General features: G+C 56.9%; 14 protein-coding genes, 1 tRNA gene and 1 riboswitch. Of the genes, 7 read left to right on the forward strand and 8 right to left on the reverse strand.

The annotated features are described in order from the left end of the window. Positions 1–150 precede the first annotated feature (150 nt). The 5 genes from HY868_26115 to HY868_26135 all read left to right on the forward strand — a co-directional run bounded on the left by HY868_26115 (position 151) and on the right by HY868_26135 (position 3,754). Entirely contained in the window at positions 151–1,050 is a 900-nt protein-coding gene (locus HY868_26115) for a R2-like ligand-binding oxidase (protein ID MBI5305632.1), read from the forward strand. 2 nt (positions 1,051–1,052) lie between these two features. Beyond that, on the forward strand, positions 1,053–1,841 hold the full coding sequence (locus HY868_26120; GenBank protein MBI5305633.1) for a hypothetical protein: 789 nt from the start codon (positions 1,053–1,055) through the stop codon (positions 1,839–1,841). 175 nt (positions 1,842–2,016) lie between these two features. Further along, a complete protein-coding gene (locus HY868_26125; protein ID MBI5305634.1) occupies positions 2,017–2,532 on the forward strand; it encodes a hypothetical protein in 516 nt (171 codons plus the stop codon). 128 nt (positions 2,533–2,660) lie between these two features. Then, entirely contained in the window at positions 2,661–3,269 is a 609-nt protein-coding gene (locus HY868_26130; GenBank protein ID MBI5305635.1) for a DUF4405 domain-containing protein, read from the forward strand. A gap of 26 nt (positions 3,270–3,295) precedes the next feature. Then, positions 3,296–3,754 carry a hypothetical protein gene (locus HY868_26135; protein MBI5305636.1) on the forward strand — a complete coding sequence of 153 codons (459 nt, stop codon included), beginning with the start codon at positions 3,296–3,298 and terminating at the stop codon, positions 3,752–3,754. 128 nt (positions 3,755–3,882) lie between these two features. Here the strand turns inward: HY868_26135 and HY868_26140 are convergent, their stop codons facing one another. From HY868_26140 to HY868_26175, 8 genes are all read right to left on the reverse strand, one after another. Then, complete coding sequence (locus HY868_26140; GenBank protein MBI5305637.1) at positions 3,883–5,460, reverse strand: hypothetical protein; 1,578 nt, start codon at positions 5,458–5,460, stop codon at positions 3,883–3,885. Positions 5,461–5,499: 39 nt separating this feature from the next. Continuing rightward, entirely contained in the window at positions 5,500–6,420 is a 921-nt protein-coding gene (locus HY868_26145) for a class I SAM-dependent methyltransferase (protein MBI5305638.1), read from the reverse strand. Positions 6,421–6,432: 12 nt separating this feature from the next. Continuing rightward, positions 6,433–7,176, reverse strand: a complete 744-nt coding sequence (locus HY868_26150; protein ID MBI5305639.1) for a polyprenol monophosphomannose synthase — start codon at positions 7,174–7,176, stop codon at positions 6,433–6,435. A gap of 213 nt (positions 7,177–7,389) precedes the next feature. Then, positions 7,390–8,400, reverse strand: a complete 1,011-nt coding sequence (locus HY868_26155) for an ABC transporter ATP-binding protein (protein ID MBI5305640.1) — start codon at positions 8,398–8,400, stop codon at positions 7,390–7,392. A 72-nt stretch (positions 8,401–8,472) separates the two neighbouring features. Next, positions 8,473–10,074 carry an iron ABC transporter permease gene (locus HY868_26160; protein MBI5305641.1) on the reverse strand — a complete coding sequence of 534 codons (1,602 nt, stop codon included), beginning with the start codon at positions 10,072–10,074 and terminating at the stop codon, positions 8,473–8,475. 26 nt (positions 10,075–10,100) lie between these two features. Beyond that, complete coding sequence (locus tag HY868_26165) at positions 10,101–13,325, reverse strand: PAS domain S-box protein (protein MBI5305642.1); 3,225 nt, start codon at positions 13,323–13,325, stop codon at positions 10,101–10,103. Positions 13,326–13,423: 98 nt separating this feature from the next. After that, entirely contained in the window at positions 13,424–14,530 is a 1,107-nt protein-coding gene (locus HY868_26170; GenBank protein MBI5305643.1) for a thiamine ABC transporter substrate-binding protein, read from the reverse strand. Between the two features lie 108 nt (positions 14,531–14,638). Next, a riboswitch (TPP riboswitch) is annotated at positions 14,639–14,752 on the reverse strand. A 93-nt stretch (positions 14,753–14,845) separates the two neighbouring features. Next, positions 14,846–15,481 (reverse strand): thiamine diphosphokinase, encoded by a 636-nt coding sequence (locus tag HY868_26175; protein MBI5305644.1) that lies wholly within the window; start codon positions 15,479–15,481, stop codon positions 14,846–14,848. Positions 15,482–15,541: 60 nt separating this feature from the next. On the opposite strand from HY868_26175, the gene HY868_26180 reads away from it, so the two are divergent. Both HY868_26180 and HY868_26185 read left to right on the forward strand, forming a co-directional pair. Beyond that, positions 15,542–15,612: transfer RNA gene (locus tag HY868_26180), tRNA-Gln, on the forward strand. An 810-nt stretch (positions 15,613–16,422) separates the two neighbouring features. Continuing rightward, entirely contained in the window at positions 16,423–20,646 is a 4,224-nt protein-coding gene (locus tag HY868_26185) for a response regulator (protein ID MBI5305645.1), read from the forward strand. Positions 20,647–20,727: the final 81 nt, after the last annotated feature.

Genomic DNA, 20,727 nt, shown 5'->3' on the forward strand with positions numbered 1-20,727 from the left:
GTTACCAACTTGCAAGTGGCAAGTTAGAAACTTGCCCTACATCGAGTTTCGTAAAGCAAGTTACCAACTTGCAAGTGGCAAGTTAGAAACTTGCCCTACATCGAGTTTCGTAAAGCAAGGTACCAACTTGCTCTGCTCGCAGGAGCCATGATGCCTCATCCCACTTTTATCACGACCACACGCGGGCTGGATCGTACCGCGCCGGCGATGATGTTGTACGAAAAAGCGAAACGCCTCGGCATCTGGAATCCGAGCGACCTTGATCTGGCGCAAGATATTCTTGATTGGCAATGGCTCAAGAAAGATGAGCAGGATTTGATCTTGCGGCTCACCGCGCTGTTTCAAGCCGGCGAAGAAGCCGTCACGCGCGATCTCTTGCCGCTGATCCAGGTCATCGCGTCCGAGGGACGACTCGAAGAAGAAATGTTTCTGACGACGTTCTTGTTCGAGGAAGCCAAGCACACCGATTTCTTCCGGCGCTTTCTCGATCAGGTCGCGCGCGTGCGCGGCGAGTTGACGCACTATCATACCAAAAATTATCGCGCGATTTTCTACGCCGCATTGCCGCGCGCGCTCGGTCGTTTGCGCGAAGACGCGTCCCCGCGCGCCCAAGCCGAGGCGGCGGTCACGTACAACCTGATCGTCGAGGGTGTGCTCGCCGAAACGGGCTATCACGCGTACCTCACCGCACTTGAACGGAACGGGTTGATGCCGGGGACGTGCAAGGCGATCAAACTGCTCAAGCAGGACGAGTCGCGGCACCTCGCGTACGGCATTTACTTGTTGTCGCGTCTCGTCGCGGCAGACGGCAAGTTGTGGAAGGTGATCGAAGCCAGGATGAACAAACTGTTGACGCCCGCGCTCGGCATCATCGGCGACGCGTTCGCCGCGTACGATCCGATTCCGTTCGGCTTGAACTACGACGAGTTCGTCGAGTTCGCGACGACGCAATTTCGACATCGCATCGAACGCGTGGAGCGCGCGCGCGGCGCATCGCTCGACGCGATTACCAAAGTTACCCAAGACGTAATTGAGCAAGGAGAGACATAGAGTTGCCTGACTTGAAGGTAGTCGTTCTCACGAATCACGGTAGTCTCTACGGGAAAAAAATCCTCAATCATTTCCGCGCGCGCGAAATTCCTGTGCGTGCGGCGGTGATCATTCGTCAGCCGCTCACCTATTTCTTGAAACTGTTTCGTTTTATCCATCGGCGCGTCGGTGTCTTCGACTCGATTTATTTCGCCTTGCGGCGCTTGAGTCTTGAGCGGCAAAGCAACCAGATTACCCGGTGGCGAGGATGCCCTTTTATCGCGCACTATGACCAATTGGGCATTCCGGCGCATCACAGCCGACAAACGAATTCGCCGCAGACGCAACAACTGCTCGCATCGCTCGCGCCGGATTTGATGATCCTGGGACAGACCGGCATTGTGCGGGAGGACGTGCTCAAGATTCCGCGGGTGGGCGCGTTGAACGCGCATCCTGGCATCTTGCCGCACTATCGCGGAATTGATTGCGCCAAGTGGGCGGTGCATCGCGGGGATTTTCAAAACGTCGGGAGTAGCGTGCACTGGGTTGATCGCGGCGTGGATACGGGCAACCTAATCGTGACCCAGCCCTACACGTTTTCCGGCGTGGAATCGCTCGATACGCTCGACGATCATTTGTACGATCAGTGCGCGCTGCTACTTGGCGATGTGGTCGAGGCGCTCCGGCGCGGCGAAGCAATGCTGGGCGCGCCGCAGAATCGCCAGCAAGGCAGGCAGTATTACAAGATGTCTCTCAAAGACGAAGCCGTCGCGCGCGACAAGTTGCGTGCGTTTCTACAACGAATGAAATAGAAAATCAAAATCCGTGTCCAGAATCCAGGTTTCTAAATGAACCTGGATTCTATTCTTTCACCACACGCACATCATAACTCCATCGCCTCTCCACACGCGCTTGGTATAGTGAGTGTAGAAAACAGGGATCGCTCCGCAACTGTGCGGATCCCAATAACAACAAGTGGAGGTTATGATGAACAAGTGGCTAAAGATCGGAACGTTCGCGACGGTGGTCGCGCTGATCGCGTTGATGTCTGTAGGAACCGGCGCGGCGTTCGCGCAGGGTCCTACGACGACGATGCCGGCGCTCGGGCGAACGCTCGGATTGTATGGCGGTGGCTTGGGTGGACCGGAGAATTCGCTCGTCGCCGTCGCGGCAAAGGCGTTCGGCATGGACCTGAATGCGCTGATTGCCGAGCTGAACACTGGCAAAACGATTGCCGATGTCGCGCAAGCCAAGGGTGTTGCGCTTGCCAAGATTGTGGATGAGTTTGTGGCGCTGCGTGCGCAGTCGCTGCAAGCCGCGGTGGATGCCAAGCGCATCACGCAGGCGCAAGCCGATGCCGCGCTCGCGCAAATCAAAACGCAAGTGCAGACCGACTTGACCAGTCCGCACGCGCATCCAGGCATTGGCTCGGGTCTCGGTAACAATCGGACGAATCCGTCCATGGGGCAATTTCCAGGCGCACGCGGTCGCTGGGCACGCTAACGAGTCCACACATCGGGGCGCGGTGAAAACCGCGCCTCTTTTTTTCATCGTGCGTCTAGCATTTTTCCATAACTTTTCCACATCTTGGTGTTACTCTACGCGCAGAAAATAGTGAAAGGGAAAATTATATGCCAAAGAAAACGAATCTCTCTTTGCAGACCCGCGCGAACTGGCTCGTCGACGCGAGCGTGTTGGTGAGCGGGTTGCTTGCCGCGCTGACCGGCATCTACTTTTTGTTTTTTCCATCGGGCGGCTATCGCGGTGGACGCAATCCGTTCTATGGCATGACCATTTTGTTCGACCGGCATGTGTGGCAGAACTGGCATGCTGAGACAGGGATGGTGATGATCGTCGTCGCGATAATTCACCTCGTGATTCACTGGCGATGGATCAAGACGATGACCAAGCGCGCGATGAATGCGCTGTTCGCCCAGGCGTGTCCGTTGTCGAACGGTGCGAAACTGAATCTCGCGGTTGATCTTGTTGTCGCGATTAGTTTTAGTTTGACCGCGATCTCCGGCTTGTACTTTTTCTTCTTGCCCGCGCGACCCATGTTCGTATTCGACCGCGTGACCTGGGACTTGATTCACACGTGGGCGTTCGTCGTGTTGCTGGCAGGCGTGCTGGCGCATCTGGCGATTCACTGGCGCTGGATGACGAATGTGACGGAACGCATCTTCCGGTTTCCGCGCGCGCGACAATCGCAATCCATCACCATTGCCGCGCCGAGTGAATAATCAATCAACCACCTGGGAGGATTCAAATGAAAAAGTTCATCGTGTTCGGCTTGGCGGTAGCGCTCGTCGCGATTATCGCGGTTGGCGCGTGGATTCGCACGACCGACCGCGTGTCGAGTCTCGCTGGCGGCGCGGTCATAACTGGCGGAAATAGCGAGCGACCCGGCGTCGGCTGGGGACAAAATCAAACGGCGGTCACGGATTGGCAAACGGTCAAGGGTACGGTCACGAGTGTGGACTCGGCGACGCTGGTTATCAAGACCGACGCGGGGGAATTCATCGTCGAGAATCGTCCATGGTCGTTCGCGCTCGAACAAAAATTCAGCGCGCAGATCGGCGATCAAATTCAGGTGACCGGGTTTAGTTCCAACGGTTATTTCCAGGTCGCGAAACTCGTCAACGCGACGAATGGCAAGACAATTGTATTGCGTGACGAGTACGGTCGTCCTGGTTGGTCGGGGCGAGGACGCAATGGCGGCGGATAAGCGCGTAAGGTATCTGCTCTAGAGCGTCGGTCAAGTAATCAAATCTATCCGCGAATCACGCGAATCTTCGCTAATCTTGTTTTTTATTCGCGTTATTCGCGTTATTCGCGGATTACTTGACCGATGTTCTAGTCGGCGTCTTTTTCAAACACGACGGCTTGCTTATCCTCGTACACTATATTCCACGTACTCTCGCGCGCGAGTTGCGCGGCGATGGGCGCGTACGGTTCGACGAGGACGACGCGCACGTTGTAGTGATCGAGCGGTTCGCGCCAATCCGCGCCGCCGCGATACGCTTTCAAGAACACGTTTTCGATGAACGCGTCGCCGTACACATCGGCGCGCCCGTCAATAAACACGCGTTGCTCCGGATACAATCGCCAAATCAGATAGCCGCCCCAGCCGTACGCGTTGTAGAGTTCGCCGGGCGGTTTTTGTTTTTGCAGAAAATCCACTGCCGCCGCCGGAAACTTCGCGCGCTCGACGCTCGGCTGATTCGCGGCAACCATCGTGAAACGTGCTGCCGCGCCCGCGACGATCGCTGCGAGCAACACCCAGTTCAACATCGCGATGCCGCGCGCCGGGCGCGCGACCGTCGCAGTCAGTGCGCGCATCCAGCCGCGTGTGTCGAGCCAGTGGCATACTTGCTCCGCGAGAATTGGCGCGGCGACGAGCGCGAACATTGGAATGTTGCGCGAGGAACGCAGTGCGGCATACCCAAAACCCGCGAGCAAAATCGTTTGCGCGAGCGACAGACGTTTGCCCGCCAAAGCAGTCGCCGCCAGCGTCGCGATGAGCAGGAACGCGAATGGCTGGAACTCGGCGAGATGAAAATCGGGCGAGAACCATTCTTGGATGTACGCTTGCATCGCGCGGCTCGTAAGCGTTTCGAACGGATAGACGTACATCGTCGCGCCATTAGGGTTGAACACGACGGACGCGAGACACAGGACGAAAACAATCGCGAGTTGTGTTGGTCGTTTGGTCGTTTGGTTGGGTAGTTGGATGGTTGGATGGTTGGATAGTTTGTTGGTGACAACTTGAGCGAGATCGTCGAAGAGATAAACACCGAGGATGACGATGCCGAGGGCGTAACCACTGTGCAGGTTGACCCAGAGAATCATCAGCGGCACGAGTAACCAAACATTGGGGCGATCCTTGTGGTCGCCAGCGCGGCGTGTGTTGTCCAACCTGAACAAAAATACACTCGTCATCAACAGCGAAAGCATTTGCGGACGCGCGCCCCAGGTCGGCGACGTTGCGACCGCTGCAAGCAACAACACGAACGCGGCGATGTACGGCTTGCCCGGCATTCGCGCATAGGTCAACGCGAACGCGAGCGTGATGAGCGCGGCGAAGACCGCGATGAGCGCGGGGAACGAACCGAGCACGAAAATCGCATAGATAAATACTTCGGAGAGCCACTCGTGCGCGACCCAGGTTCGTCCCGCGTTGGTGTGCGAAAAAATATCGGCGTGCGGAATCGCGCCGGTCGCGGCGATGACTTGACCCGTGCGGAGGTGCCACCAAAAATCGGGATCGCTGATTTCGCGCGTGCTCATCACGAACAACGCGAGAAAAAGAATCGCAGTAAAGAGACGACGCGTGGTGAGAATCATAGTAGCGAACGGCAGATGGCAAATGGCGGATGGCGAATAGCAGATGGCAAATGGCGGATGGCGAATGGCGAAGGACGCAATTCGCAATTCGCCATCCGCTATCGGCTATCTGCCATCTGCCATCCGCTAGACTTTGCGCGCGTAGATCGTGAACAGGTCGCCAAAGTTGACCGGAATCGCCACGCCGCCGAGATTGAGACGCGTTACAATGCGGTTGAGCAAGCGGTACAACAATTTACTGTACGGCTCGATGCGTGTGACGAAATAACCAAGTCGCAAAAAGCGTCCTTGTGCGCTGGAGCGTATGATGGCAAAGCCGGTTTGCTCTAGCATGTTGCCAAGCGTGCGCGGTGAAAAATAATAGAGGTGCATTTCCATCAACCAGGGCCAGCGTTTGCCCATCATCCGCGCGAATAAACTTTCGATGTCAATCGTGTGAATCGCAAAGATGCCGCCGGGTTTGAGCACGCGTCGCGCGTTCGCCAGCTCGGCGGCGGGATCGGTGAGATGTTCGATGACGTCCCACATTGTTACCACGTCGAAGTAATTTTCGGGAATCCGACCATCCGTGAGCGTTCCGGTGATCACGCGCAAGCCGCGTTGACGCGCCTGCTCCGATGCCCACGCCGAAGGTTCGATGCCCCAGGATTCCCAACCGCGTTGTTGCGCGAGTTCGACCATCACGCCGATGTGGCAGCCGACGTCGAGCAAACGACGCGGCGCGGCAATCGCGCCGACGAGGTCTTCGAGCGGTTTCAAATTGCGCGTGAACGTGAGGACGCGTCCTTCGCGCTCTTCGACGTACATTGGGTCCTCGACGACGCTGTAACTTTCTTCGACGAGTGCGGATTCCCAGCGCGGGTTGGCGTACACCAGGTTGCACTTGCGGCATCGCACAATCGGCGGATGCACGCCATACGCTGCGCTCGTGCAACGGAAATCGTCGGCGTTGGGTGTCAGGTTCGTCAACGTGCTGGGGTACAATAGTTCGGCGTCGCGCGCGCCGCAAAGGTTGCACGCGATTTCTTCACTCAGAGTGATCGGCATATCGTTTCCAGGTTATTGGATTTTGGTCGGACGGGGGAGCAGACCCAGTGTGACGCGCAATCGGCGATAGAACAACCGCAAGACGGTGTACGTCGCTTTGTAAATTTCGGCGCGCGAGATTTTGGAGGTGCCAGCGCGGCGATCTTGATACGTGATAGGCACTTCGCCGATGCGCCAACCGCGCGCCTGGCAGAGGAACAGCATTTCGATGAGAAACGAATAGCCGTTGGAAAACACGCTTGCGAGGTCAATGGATTGCAACACGCCGCGGCGATACGCGCGAAAGCCGGCGGTGCAATCCGTTGCGCGCAGACCCAGCATCAATCGCGCAAACGAATTCGCGCCCCAACTGACCAGGCGCAATTTCCAACCGCGTCCTTCCATACCCCCGCCCGTCGTATAGCGCGAGCCGATCACCACGTCGAATTTGTTCAACGCGGCGAGCAACCCTGACACGTAGCGTGGATGATGCGAGAAATCCGCGTCCATCGTCACGATGGGATCGAGATTCAGTTCGAACGCGCGCTGCATCCCGGCGATGTGCGCGGTACCTAGTCCCAGTTTTGCCGGACGATGCACGCATGCGACGCGCGGCTCACGCGCGACGATTTCGTCCACCAATGCGCCTGTGCCATCGGGCGAATTATCGTCCACGATGATGATGTGCGCGTCCATCGGCAATGCCAAGAGTTGGCTGACGAGGTTCGGGATATTATCGCGTTCGTTGTATGTCGGAATGATGATGGCGGGTGGCATGGCTTCTCCAAAAAGTCGTGTCACATTGTATTCTATTTCGGTGAGAATGCAAACGAGTAGAGTCGGGTGATTCCCCGCAGCGCTGAAATGGCATTGCGAGGAGCCGCAACGCGTTTGCGACGAAGCAATTTCCGATTCGCAAACCGGGGTTGCTTCGTATTGCTCGCAATGACAATTGCGGGTATTCACGAGGAACAACGAGGTCACTCGCCGCTACATATTCACCAACTCCACCGCATCAATGTGCAATCCGATCTGCGCGCCGACCGCGAGCGCGCGATCCGTTTCGATGAGCAACTCTACTTGCGGACGAACGACGACGCGCACGCGATAAGTGCCCGCGCGAAACACACATTCGGCGACGAGCGCCGGAATGCCCGTGCCATCTGAATTGACGCGAACATTTTCCGCGCGCACGAGCGCGACCGCATTTTCGATTGGACGTGTCACGGCAAAGATGCCGAGCGGTGTTTCGGCGCGACCATCGGGCAGGGCGCGCGCGGGAAACATATTCGTCAAGCCGAGAAAACGCGCGACGAACGCGTTTGCCGGCGCGCGATAAATTTCGGCGGGCGCACCGACTTGCGCGAATTGTCCGTCGTGCATGATCGCGATGCGGTCGGCGAGCGCGAACGCTTCGTCTTGATCGTGCGTCACGTACAGCGCGGTCATGCCGATGCGTTTCAAAATCGCACGTAGGTCGGCGATGAGTTGCTCGCGCAAGATGCGATCCAGCGCGCCGAGCGGTTCGTCGAGCATCAAGAGACGCGGACGCGGTGCGAGCGAACGCGCGAGTGCGACGCGTTGTTGTTCGCCGCCGGATAAATTGTTCACGCTCCGTTCCGCAAAGCCGGTTAACCCGACGAGTTCGAGCGTTTCGGCGACGCGCGCGCGAATTGCCTCGCGCGATAAATTCTGCATCTGCAAACCGAACGCGACGTTATCGAACACATTCTTGTGTGGAAAGAGCGCGAGGTCTTGGAACATCAACCCAAAGCGGCGTAAGTGGACGGGCACGCCGCGCAGATCCGTTCCCTCTAAATGCACGGCGCCGCTCTCCGCGACTTCCAGTCCCGCGATGATGCGAAGCAAAGTCGTTTTGCCGCTACCGCTCGGACCGAGCAGACAAACGATTTCGCCCGCGTCCACGTTGAGAGAGACGCCGCGCAAGAGGGGCTGATGTTCGTAGGTTTTGGCGATGCGGGTGATTTCAACAAGTGACATTTGTGTTCCGTATTGCGTATTGTCAACCTTGCGAAGGTTTGCAAACCTTCGCAAGGTTGATTGCGTATCGCGTCAAAATTCGCCGAGGTCGCTGGGGCGCGCGCGTTCCAGCGCGATGATCGCGAGCGCGCTGACAAACATCAAGATCGTCGTGAGCGCGAGCGCCTGCCCGAAATTCGCGATGCCGGGTTGACCGAGCAAACGAAAGATCGCGAGCGTGATCGTCGGCATTTCGGGACGCGCGACGAGCGCGGTGGCGCCAAACTCGCCCATTGAAATGGTGAACGCAAAGACCGCGCCGACGACGACCGCGCGCGCGATGATCGGCAAATCTACGTGTCGCCACACGCGCCAGGGCGACGCGCCGAGTACCTGCGCGGTTTCGCGCAAGCGCGGCTGAATGCCGCGCAACACCGGCAAAATACTCCGGACGACGAACGGAAACGCGACGAGCGTGTGCGCAACCGGGACGAGCGCGACGCTCGTGCGCCAGCTCCCTAAGGCGAGAATGAAACCGAAACCGAGCGTCACCGCGGAGGTGCCGAGCGGAAGCATCAGCACCGGGTCGAGCATCTTCGCGACGCGCTGTGAACTGGCAAGCGTGTGCGCGGCGGTAAGACCGAGCGCGACCGCGAGCATCACCGTCGCGCCGGCAAAGATGAGCGAATTGCCGACTGCTTGAATCGGCGGGACGAACGTGATCGCGTCGCGACGATTGGCGAACAACTCGGCGTAGTACGCCAGTCCGTTTTCGAATGAGGCGGCGGCGACGGCGAGCAAGGGCGCGAGCAAAAAGATCACCATGGCGGCGAGATACGCGCCGACGAAAATCTTTTCGCGCAAGTTTTGGAGAGGGCGGCGCGTGATGGTTTGCGGACGGAGATGCAAGGGCTGGGTCATGCGCGTTTGCATTCGCGTGTACAAGGTCATCAACAAAAACGTGCAGACGAGTTGAACCAGTGACAAGGTTGCCGCGACCGGGAGATCGAACAAGTTGACCGTTTGGCGATAGATTTCAACTTCGAGTGTGGCGAGACGCGGACCGCCGAGAATCAGTACGACGCCAAACGAGGTGAAATCGAAAATGAATACGAGGAGCGCCGCGGCAATGATCGCGGGCGCGAGCAAGGGCAAGGTGATATGCCAGAACGCGCGGGCGCGATTCGCGCCGAGCACGCGCGCGGCATGTTCGATTTGTGGATCGAGGTTTGCCCAGAACCCACCGACGACGCGCAAGACAATCGTGAAATTGTAGAACGTGTGCGCGAGAAGAATGATCCAAAGTGTATTGATAATCTGGATCGGCGGCGCGTCGAGCGCGAACGCGCGCATCAGCGCGAGATTGACGCTGCCGCGCGGACCGAACAGCGCGCTGAACGCGGTCGCAACGACGAGCGTCGGCATCAGGAAGGGGATCGTCGTCAGTGCGCGCAACACCGCCGCGCCGCGCAATTGATAGCGCGCAAAAATGTACGCGGCGGGCAGCGCGGCGCCGAGTGTTAGTAACGTCGAGAGCGTGGCTTGCCAAACGGTAAATCCCAGGACGCGCGCATAGTACACGTCGGTGAATACTTGATGCGCGCCGCGCGCCGCATCGCCGGCAAAACTCGTTTGCAGAATCGCGGCGAGCGGATAAAAGTAGAACAGCGCGAGAAAAAGGAGCGGTAGAATCAGAAGCAGGTGGCGTGATCTCATGCGGCTTAGAGCGGAGTTTCCGCCACCACCACGCGATTGCGACCGGCGGTTTTGGCGCGATAGAGCGCGGCATCGGCGGCGCGGAGAATAGATTGCGGGTAAACGCCGTGCGTCGGACACGCGGCAATGCCGGCGGACATACTCATGCCGTTGACGGTTTGTCCCAGGTATTGCACGACGAGCTCATGCGTGGCGCGGTGCAATTCCTCCGCGCGTTGGCGCGCGTTCTCCAATTCTGCCTCGGCGAGAATCAAGATGAATTCGTCGCCGCCGAAACGGCACGCGACATCCGCACCGCGGATGCTGCTCTTGATCAAGTTGCCGAATTGGCGGAGCGCTTCGTCACCCATTTCGTGACCGAATTGATCGTTAATGTCTTTGAGATGATCGAGATCAATCGTGACGATACTGAGCGGGCGTTGACTGCGCGCGGCGCGACGCAATTCGCGTTCCAGCGTTTCTTCCATGTAGCGGCGGTTGTGCAAGCCGGTCAACGGATCGCGCACGGCTTGTTCGCGCAAAATCTCTTGCATTTTGAGATTGGACAAGGAAAGCGCGAGATGCTCCGCGAAGGAGTGCGCGAGCGAGTGAAGGTTGGCTTCGTGTTCCTGGGTTGTTGCCGGAATGCCGGGGGTAAGCAGGTGCAACAGTCCGATCAATTCGTTCTGCGAAAACAGCGGCACGCACAGGTATGCCTGCGCCGACTGTTTAACGTGCGCGCATGGGAGTCCGTTTTGCGTGGGACCGTAGGCGTTCACGCGATTGCGTCGTATCGCCCAACAGTCCCGCGTGGAAAACACTTGCTCCTCGGATGAGAGATCGCCCCAGATTGCCATGGCTTCGACGAGTTCTTGGGTGGGGTGGCGCATGAACAGCGCGCCCGTTTCGCTCGGGAAAAGTTGCTGGGCAAAACGCGCGATGACCGCAAACGCTTCATCGGTCGTATGGCAGGTTTGCAGCATTTCGCCCATTTCGTTGAGAATCTGGGATTGATAGTGGCGTTGCTGCAGCTCGCGCAGGGAGTTGTCCAAACCTTCGTTCGCGCGGCGCAGTTTCTCCTCGGTGCGTTTGCGTTCGGTGATGTCGTGAAGCGTGTGGACTCCGCCAATGAGTTCGCCTTCGTCGTCAAATAGTGGATCTATGCTGGAGGTGTACCAACCATTCCCAATCATCACGTCGAGCGTCTCGCGCTGATGCGAGGATTGCATCCGGACGAACGGACAACCGGGAATGGGCGTCGGCGAATCGTGAACGGCTTGGCAACATTTCTGCCCGATAATTTCGTCCGTGGTCTTGCCCAGTAATTTACTGACCGCCGCGTTACAGCGTTCGATGCGACTATCATGGTCGAGCAAGCAAACACTGTCAGCGATGGCATCGAAGGTGGTTTGCCACTGCGACATCGCGCGGCGCAGTTCTTCTTCGGCGCGGTTGCGTTCGGTCATATCGCGCGCGGCGGCAAATACGCCGGCAACCTGGTGGTTCTCATCGCGATACACCGTGGCGGTGTAGAGCACGGGTGTGATATGTCCGTCCTTGTGACGAATTGCCAGCTCATAATCACGCACGGTGCCTTTGATAAAAACTTGTTGATAGCCGGCGCGCGCCTTGTCCGGTTCGGTAAAGTAATCCGCAAAGTCGGTGCCGATGAGTTCCGCGCGCGAGTAACCCGTGACCAGCACGGTCGCCTCATTCACGTCGCCGATTTTGCCATCCGCCATGATGGTGACGAGCGGATCGAGACCGGCTTCGATCAGCCCTCGGTGATAGACGTTGAGTCGGTGCAACCGGTCTTCCGTGCGTTTGCGTTCGGTGACTTCGCGCGTGATACTGCCGAGCATGATCGCGTCGCCGGTGTGGATGGGAAACGTTTTGGTTTCGATAATGCGGTGCGCGCCATCGGCGCTGGCGATTTCCATTTCGACAGTCAGGTCGCGCGTCTGCTGTCCCGTCAAAAACGCGCGCGCCATTTTTTCAGCCATCGCGGAAATATCGGGTGTCTTTTTTTCGGGCAGCGCGATGAGCAGTTGGACTTCCCAAATCGGTCGCCCGATCACGTCGGCGCGCGCGAGTCCAGAGATTTTTTCTTGCTCGGCGTTCCACTCGCTCACGCGTCCCTGGGAATCTACCAGCACGATGCCGTCTTTGGATTGCGCGATCAGATTGCGCAGTTTTTCTTCGCTGTGCCGCAATTCAATTTCCGCGTGTTTGCGTTCGGTGATGTCTACGCACGACCCCGTCATCCGAATCGCGTGGCCGGTGGCATCGCGCTCGCAATTGCCATCGTCGTGCCAGCAAACATACGCGCCATCACGGCGGCGGACACGATAATCAATGTCATAGGTCGCGTCGTATTGCAAATGGCGATTCAGCGCGTCCAACACGCGCGCCCGATCATCTGGATGCAAGATGTCTTCCCACGCCGCCATTGTTCGTGGAAATTCCCCGGGTGTGTACGCGAGCATGTCGTCAATCGCGCCGGACCATTCTAAAATGCCGGTCGCAAGGTCCCATTCCCACAATGCCGCTTTGCCTGCCGAGGTCGCGCGTTTCAGGCGCGCTTGTTCTTTCAGCCAGCGCGGGCGCGATTCAAGATGCTCGATCCAGTGAACGAGTGTGGCTTGGGCGAGGCGCTGCTCTAGGAGTTGCTCCGGTGGCACAAAGTATGGATTGGCGTGAATCGTCGCGCCAATCGCGGCGCGGGGATGCGTGCGTAACACATCGAGGAGCAGTTCGGCGGAAAAGCGGCGGCGGTCGAATTGGCAAATGGCAAGCGCGCGCTGATTCGGAAAAAATTGATTGAGCTTGGCTTCGTACTCGATCAAGCGCGTCGAACCGGGCAAATCTTGCAACGTCCAGGTCATTTCACTCGTTACGCGGAGCGCGCGGTATCCGTGGTCAAGCGCCGCGCGCGTTTCCGATTCCAGCCACGCGATCATCTGATCGGGATCGAACGCGCCCTCGCGCATGTAGGCGTCGTGCGTGATCAACAACTCGAACTGTCCGCGCTCGATGAATGGTTCGACCAGCAGACCATCCTCGCGCAAATAGCCCAGGATCGTTTTGCCGCCGTCTGCATCAACGATGCACACTACTTTTTCGTCGCGTTCCAACCCTTGGCGAATGAATGGTGTGAGGATTGTGCGATGTTCGTACTCGTCCGCGTACAGCAGACACAAGTGATCGCCCGGTCCCAAATCGGTTAACGTGCTCGGTGCGTCGGTCATCATGGCGCGCCTCTCCAGGCAGATTGCCCCTCTACTTGTATTATACGACCGGCGCGGTCAAAAACAAAATAGCGTGAGAGTTTCTCTCACCCTGATTCGCGCTATCTCAGTACAACGTTTGTCCAAGCTTTGATCCACTCATCGCGATTGGTATCAATCTCGGCGGGCGAGACCAGCGCGGGTTTCTTGGGTTTCTCCGCGAACTTGAAAAAGTCCGGCAATTTCGCGTCGCTCATCACGGGAAAGACAAACATCTGCGACGGCACGTCTTCCTGGAATTTCGTCGTCAGCATAAAATCCACAAACTTGCGCGCGAGGTCTGGGTTCTTGGCGCCTTTCAACACGCCGACAAATTCGATTTGCCGAAAGCATGTATCGTCGCCGAGAATGTTGCCGGTCGGCGGCGTGGTCATTTTGCCGTTCGAGAAAAATACTTCGGCGGCGGGACTCGTCGCGTAACTCAATACGATGGGACGGTCGCCGCCCTTGCCGCCCCAGGTGGACTTGGCATAGTACGCGTCGCTCCAGCCCTCGGTGATGAGCACATCATTCGCGCGCATTGCCTTCCAGAAATCGAGGTACTTGTCCTTGCCGAAATGTCCGACGGTCGCGAGCAGGAAGGCGAGACCCGGCGAGGAGGTTGCCGGATTCTCGATGACGGTGAGCGATTTGTACTGCGATTTGGTCAGATCTTCGAGCGATTGCGGCGGCGGGAGATTTTTCTTTTCAAAGTACGCGCGGTCATAGTTCATGCACACGTCGCCGTAATCTACCGGGGTCAGTTGGAAATTCGCGTCGAGCGCGAACTCGGCGAGAATTTTCGATGCGCTTGCCGGTTTGTACGCGTCAAAGATGTCGGCTTTGATCGCGCGCGAGAGGAACGAATTGTCCACGCCAAAGAATGCGTCCGCGAGTGGATTGCCTTTGGCGAGAATCGCCTTGTTGAGTGACGCGCCCGCGTCGCCCGACTTGAGGATTTTCACTTTGGCGTTGTTCGCCGTTTCGAATTCCTTGATGACGCTTTCCGATGCTTCGAACGAATCGTGCGTCATCACGACGAGATCGCGCGCCGGTTGAAATGTAGGAACGGCGCCGGCGGTGGGCGCGGTGATGGGTGTGGCGGTGGGCGTGGGTGCGGGTGTGCCGGGCGCGCACGCGACGAGTGCGAGCGACGTGGCGAGCGCGATGAATAGAACACGGATAAACATGGAAACCTCCTGCAGAATGATTTTTTGTCGAACCAGTTTCCAACTTGTTCGGTAAATTGGAAACTTGCCCTACGAAAAAATAAAACCGCTCCTGACTGAGGGAGCGGTTCACGAATTATGGATCGTTCCCTGCGCTGGCATTATCCAGATCAGGTTCAATGGGTCGAAGACGGGTGGTCTTCCTCTCAGCCCGACATGTACCGAGCTCCCCAAAATGTATTCGATTGTTGGCGCAGAGTGTAGCACCGTTTAGTCAAGTGGTCAAATAGTCAATTTGTCGAATGGTCGCGTCGTCGGCGCTCGCCGTAGCGCTGATCACATCGCGAACAGATGCACGACGAGCAACAATCCGTTTGCCCAGGTTATCGTCGCGTGTTCTTCAACGAGTTGATTGCTGACGCCGCGCGCGTGACCGAGCAATAAGGTCTCATCGCGCAACGGATACTTGAGTCCGCGCGTGACGATGTGCTCGATGCGCGCGCTGAGTGGGATGAGCGACACGGTATCGCCGATGCGCCCTGCAATGTCCGCGCGTTCCCACGCGACCCATGCGTCGAAATTCGCGCCGGCGATTTTCGCGATGACGCGCGCGGAGGCGAGTTTGGCGAGGAGCATTACGTTGGCGAATGCCTGGTCAAAGCGTCCGCCGTTTGCACCCAGGATCGTGATCGTCGTCGCGCCGCGCGCGCGCGCCAGGTCGAGCGCGAGTTCGAGATCGGTCGCGTCTTTATCGCGCGGGTGTTGGATGAACCTGGCGCTCGCGCACCACTCGCGCGTCGCGTCGTCCAGCGAATCGAAATCGCCGATGACAACGTGCGGGGTCAGGGCGAGATGTTGGCGCGCGTTCACCGCGCCGCCATTCGCGGCGATTCTTAAATCCGCCGCGCGCCACAGGTCGCGCAAGCGCGGATGATTTTCCAATTCGCCGTTCGCCACAATCACGATGTTCATGCGTGTATCTCTGGGAAAATTTGGCATCCGAGACGATTTGTGCTACAATGCCGACTGCGATGGGGGATCGTCTAGTGGTAGGACAGCAGACTCTGGATCTGCACGCCGAGGTTCGAATCCTCGTCCCCCAGCTAGACGCGGCAACGCGTCCCTTGCCACTTGCTGGTAAGGTGCAATGTGGGGTGCGCCCGGATACTCTTGCCGGAGAAGACGGGCGCTCCAACATTCTAGCCAAAGCGGGGTTGGGTGCTGTCACACCCGCCTCGCCTTATTTTTTACCTTCTTTCCGAACGTAACTAACGACGCGGCGTAAGCCAAGACCATCAAGTATTTTTTCGCCCCGACTTTCTCGATTTCCTTTGTGAGTAATTCAACCACATCGTCGTGTGCCATCAAGTCGCATCCTATGGCAAGTGTCCAAGTTTGTCAATCCCTGTTCGAAACCGAAAGTCGGCTGAGACTTTTACCCTTGCTTCGTCAATGTGCTTTGATTGACCTTGGAAATAAAACACCCACTCGATTTCCTCAAGTCGTCTGACCTCAAGATGGTCTGATCATCTCGAGCGACGATTGAGTAGAGTATTCGCTCGTGCTGGTCATTATGCAGTACGGGCGTCTTTTTTGATCATTAACTGGGAGGGTTTTTCTTGAAGAAGGGGTGTTGCAGTTTACGAAGAAATTGGCGGAACAAAAGGCGAATGAGTTTGAGAAATGATGACCTTTGCTTTTGTGTGCGCGCCGCGTCACTTGTTCGAAACCAGGTTACCCCGCGCAAGCGCGTCGGCATTGCATAGGGCAATCAACCATCGGAAAACCTGGGAACTAGAATGCCGTGATGGCTCAAACTCGAGTCCTAGAAATATGCGCCAACCGGTACTAGTTACAATTGGTGATTGTCACGGTAACACTAGTCTGCTAAATTGAACGTCAGAGGTTTACCTATGACGTATCAACGGAATGCTACTCAATCCCCCAGTTTTCACCGCAAAGCGCGTCCGACCGTCGGCTACTTGGCTGGCGGAATAAGTGATCATGCCGGTCAGGCGTTTTGGTCCGGCGTGATTGCCGCAGGGCAAGAGTTCGATCTGAATGTGATTTCTTTCAGCGGCGGGTGCGTGTCCGATCCCAGAGATTTTCAAGCCCAAGCAAACATTCTTTACGATCTGGTGAAGGCGCAGAACATTGATGCGATTGCCAGTCGGGCAAGCAACATTGGTACTTATATCAGCCCGGCTGAAAACAGAAACTTTCACGAACGCTTTCGCCCTCTCCCCATAGTGGCTATCGGCGGAACGGTTGAAGGATTCCCCAGCATCTTGATTGACGATTACCGCGGCATGCGCGCGGCAATCGTTCACCTCATCCAAGTCCACGGATTTCGTCGCCTGGTGTTCCTGCGTGGACCCGAGAGTCACTCGATGGCACAGAAGCGGTATCGCGCGTATGTCGAGGTGCTTGAAGCGTATGGGTTGCCTTTTGATGCGCGTCTCGTTAGCCCGCCGCTGCATTGGGATCCGTCCGCTGGCGCGAACGCGATACATCTGTTGCTGGACGAACGAAACCTGCGTCCGCAGGTAGACTTTGACGCGGTGGTGGGCGCGAGTGATATGTTGCTCCTGGGTGCGCTTGAAGCCATGCGTAGCCGTGGGATCCAGGTTCCGGCTCAAGTCGCCGTCGCCGGTTTCAACAACAGCATGCAAGGACGCGTGCACACTCCCCCGCTCACTTCAGTGGCGGGTCCGTTTCACGAGATGGGGTACTTGGGTGTGGAAATGCTCAAGGATCTGATCGAGGGTGCGCCAGTGTCTGAGGTCATGCTCGAACCGCAGCTCATGATTCGCCAATCGTGCGGTTGCATGGACGCTGCGATCACTCAAGCGGCGGCTCGGCAAAAGATCAATCGTGTGGAGAGCCGGGATGTTTTCGTTGAGCATCGGGCGCAGATCATATCGGCGATGTTGCAAGCCGCGGGCGCGACGACGCCGAACATGGCGATAGACTGGGCGGAAGATCTTTGGCGTACTTTTGCGAGCGCATTGGATGGCGCGTCGCCGAGTTTGTTTTTGCAAAACCTGAATCTGATTTTTTGGCGGATCATGTCCACCGCCAGCGACGCCGCCGTGTGTCATGGAGTCATCTCGGCAATGCGCCGCGAAACTCTGCCGTATTTGGAAGGCGCGGCATTAGGGGCAGCGGAGGATCTTTGGCACCAGGCGCGCGTCATGATCAACGAAATCGAGCGGCAAGCGCAGGCGCATCAAGCTTTGCAACAAGCAGCACGGACGCAAACGTTGCGTGAAATCGAAAGGGCATTGCTGACCACATTCGATGTTGCCGGCTTGATGGATATTTTAGCGACGAATCTCCGGCGCTTGGAAATTCCAAGTTGTTATGTCGCTTTGTATCAAGACCCCCAGCCGTACACCAATTCCCAATCCGTTCCAGAGTGGTCGCAGTTGATCCTGGCTTGCACGGAACACGGACGGATTGAATTAGAATCGGGTGGACGCCGTTTTCGCTCGCGTGATCTCTTGCCCGCCGGGATGTTCCCGCACGAGCGGCAAGCCAGTTTTGTCGTCGAGCCGCTTTATTTCAAAGAGCAGCAGTTGGGATTTGTGTTGTTCGAGATCGGTCCGCGCGAAGGACAAGTCTATGATATCTTGAGTGCGAATCTCAGCAGCGCATTGAAGGGCGCATTGTTGGCGCAGGAGCGGCAGCGCGCCGATGAAATCCTCGCGACCGAACGAAGTTTGTTGCACGCGCTCTTGGATACGATCCCGGAACCGGTCTATTTCAAAGACACGCAGTCCCGCTTTATTCGCGTGAGCAAGGCGAAAGCAAGCAAGCATGGCTTGACGCCGGAGCAACTAATTGGCAAAAGCGACCATGACGTTTCAAACGAAAAAAGCGCGCGCGACGCGTATGCTGAAGAACAAGCCATCATGCAAACCGGCGTCCCCAAGATTGGTGTGGAGAAAAAAGTTACCCAGGCAGATGGCTCGATTAGATGGGAATTGATGACCAAGATGCCTTTGCACGATGCGGCGGGGACCATTGTCGGAACGTTTGGCTTGACGCATAATATCACCAAGCAGAAACAAAGCGAAGAGGAATTGCGTCAAGCCAAAGAAACCGCCGAGGCAGCCACGCAGGCGAAAAGCGAATTCCTGGCGAACATGAGCCACGAAATCCGTACACCCATGAACGCCATCGTGGGTTTGAGTCACCTGGCGCTCAAGACCGATCTTTCTCCCAAGCAGCGCGATTACCTTACCAAGATACAGTCTTCGGCGCATACCCTGCTAGGTTTGCTCAACGACATCTTGGACTTGTCGAAAATTGAAGCGGGCAAGTTGGAAATTGAAATGACGCACTTTCATCTCGACCAGGTGCTGAACAATGTTGCCAATGTCGTGACCTTGAAAGTGCAGGAGAAGGGACTGGAAATTTTCTTTCGGATTGACCCTGATGTGCCGAGAGAGTTGGTGGGCGATCCGCTGCGTTTGGGTCAAGTGCTGATCAATCTGGTTGGCAATGCGGTAAAATTCACGGCGACCGGAGAGATCATCGTGGCGACGGAGTTGGTCCATCGGGAGAATAATCGCGTCCGGCTCAAATTCTCAATTCGCGATACGGGCATTGGCATGACGCCGGAGCAACGCGCCAAGTTGTTCCGCCCCTTTACTCAGGCGGACGGTTCCACAACGCGCAAGTACGGCGGCACTGGCTTGGGACTCGCCATCAGTAAGGAACTGGTGGAACGTATGGGTGGTGAGATCGGCGTCGAAAGCACGCCGGGCATTGGGAGCACTTTTAGTTTCACGGTTGAGCTGGGTTTGCAAACCGAGACGGTCGCTCAAAAACGTTGTCCACCGATTGACGTTCGAGGCAAGAAAGTGTTGGTCGCAGATGACAATCGCACCGCGCAAGACATTTTGAAAACCACCCTAACCAATATGACGTTTGATGTCACAACGGTAAACTCTGGTTTTGAGGCGCTGGTAGAGTTGGAACAGCAACCCTACGATTTGGTCATTCTCGATTGGAGAATGCCGGCAATGGACGGTATCGAAACGGCGCGTCGGATCAAGGCGCATGCGCGTTTACCCAGGATTCCCAAAATCTTTTTGGTTACGGCTTATGGTCGCGAAGAAGTTATCAGCCAAGCGGAAGGATTAGGATTGGATGGATTTCTGATCAAGCCGATCAGCGACTCTATTTTGTTTGACACGATCATGGAAGCGTTCGGTTATGACCGGACAAGTACGCCGGGCGAAGCATCCGCGCCGCGACGAGCAACTAACGCGGCTCCAATATTATCGGGTGCGCGCGTCTTGGTGGTGGAAGATAATGAAATCAACCAGCAGGTCGCAAAAGAAATCTTGGAAGGATTTGGACTGACGGTTGAAATGGCTGGCAATGGACTGCAAGCAACCCAAAGGTTGGCGGATGGCGCGGAGCATTTCGATGCGATCCTCATGGATTTGCAGATGCCCGAAATGGATGGCTATGAAGCCACGCGTGTGATCCGCACCCGCTTGAACATTCAGACCACACCGATCATCGCGATGACGGCTCATGCCTTGCAAAGCGAACGACAAAAATGCCTCGATGCTGGATTGAGCGATTATGTCTCCAAGCCCGTTGAACCGGACAAGTTGCTGGCTACCTTGTCACGCTGGATCAAATCACGGGTAGAGGAGACGCCGACAATCTCAATCGAGCCGCCGTCGGTTGCCGATTCACCGGCGCCGCCGGAATCGTTGCCGGGAATTGATGTAGGAGATGCGCTCAAACGATTGATGGGCAATCGGGAATTGCTCCATGAGCTTTTGAACGATTTTTCCAGAGAGCACGGGAGTGTGGTTGGCGAGATCCGTGAAGCGCTTGGACGCGACGATATGATACTGGCGCGTCGGCTCGCGCATACGGTCAAAGGGGTTGCCGCCAATCTCTCTATGCCGGATGTGTTTGTGGCGGCTCGCGATTTAGAGGCAGTCATTCAGAAAAACGATCAGCCGCACATTGCGCCAGGAATGGAGAAACTTGACGATGCGGTCAAGCGAGTGATCGAAACCGTCGCGAGTCTTGAAAAAAGCAAGCAGCTAGTACAGCTCGGCATAAATCCTTCGGTAGTTCAAACCGTTAATGGACGGCCAGCATAGGTCCACTTAAACGGCTTGGCCATCGTGCGATTGAAGTACTCGATGAATTTCAAAATCCGTTGGCGCAATTCTTCCAGGGAA

This window comes from Chloroflexota bacterium (assembly GCA_016219275.1).
Classification (GTDB): domain Bacteria; phylum Chloroflexota; class Anaerolineae; order UBA4142; family UBA4142; genus JACRBM01.

What these genes read in the sequence shown, in the direction of transcription:
- HY868_26150 (MBI5305639.1), bottom strand. Translation starts at nt 7,176, where the DNA reads ATGCCACCCGCCATCATCATTCCGACATACAACGAACGCGATAATATC.
- HY868_26170 (MBI5305643.1), bottom strand. Translation starts at nt 14,530, where the DNA reads ATGTTTATCCGTGTTCTATTCATCGCGCTCGCCACGTCGCTCGCACTC.
- HY868_26145 (MBI5305638.1), bottom strand. Translation starts at nt 6,420, where the DNA reads ATGCCGATCACTCTGAGTGAAGAAATCGCGTGCAACCTTTGCGGCGCG.
- HY868_26130 (MBI5305635.1), top strand. Translation starts at nt 2,661, where the DNA reads ATGCCAAAGAAAACGAATCTCTCTTTGCAGACCCGCGCGAACTGGCTC.
- HY868_26135 (MBI5305636.1), top strand. Translation starts at nt 3,296, where the DNA reads ATGAAAAAGTTCATCGTGTTCGGCTTGGCGGTAGCGCTCGTCGCGATT.
- HY868_26155 (MBI5305640.1), bottom strand. Translation starts at nt 8,400, where the DNA reads ATGTCACTTGTTGAAATCACCCGCATCGCCAAAACCTACGAACATCAG.
- HY868_26175 (MBI5305644.1), bottom strand. Translation starts at nt 15,481, where the DNA reads ATGAACATCGTGATTGTGGCGAACGGCGAATTGGAAAATCATCCGCGC.
- HY868_26115 (MBI5305632.1), top strand. Translation starts at nt 151, where the DNA reads ATGCCTCATCCCACTTTTATCACGACCACACGCGGGCTGGATCGTACC.
- HY868_26185 (MBI5305645.1), top strand. Translation starts at nt 16,423, where the DNA reads ATGACGTATCAACGGAATGCTACTCAATCCCCCAGTTTTCACCGCAAA.
- HY868_26165 (MBI5305642.1), bottom strand. Translation starts at nt 13,325, where the DNA reads ATGATGACCGACGCACCGAGCACGTTAACCGATTTGGGACCGGGCGAT.
- HY868_26125 (MBI5305634.1), top strand. Translation starts at nt 2,017, where the DNA reads ATGAACAAGTGGCTAAAGATCGGAACGTTCGCGACGGTGGTCGCGCTG.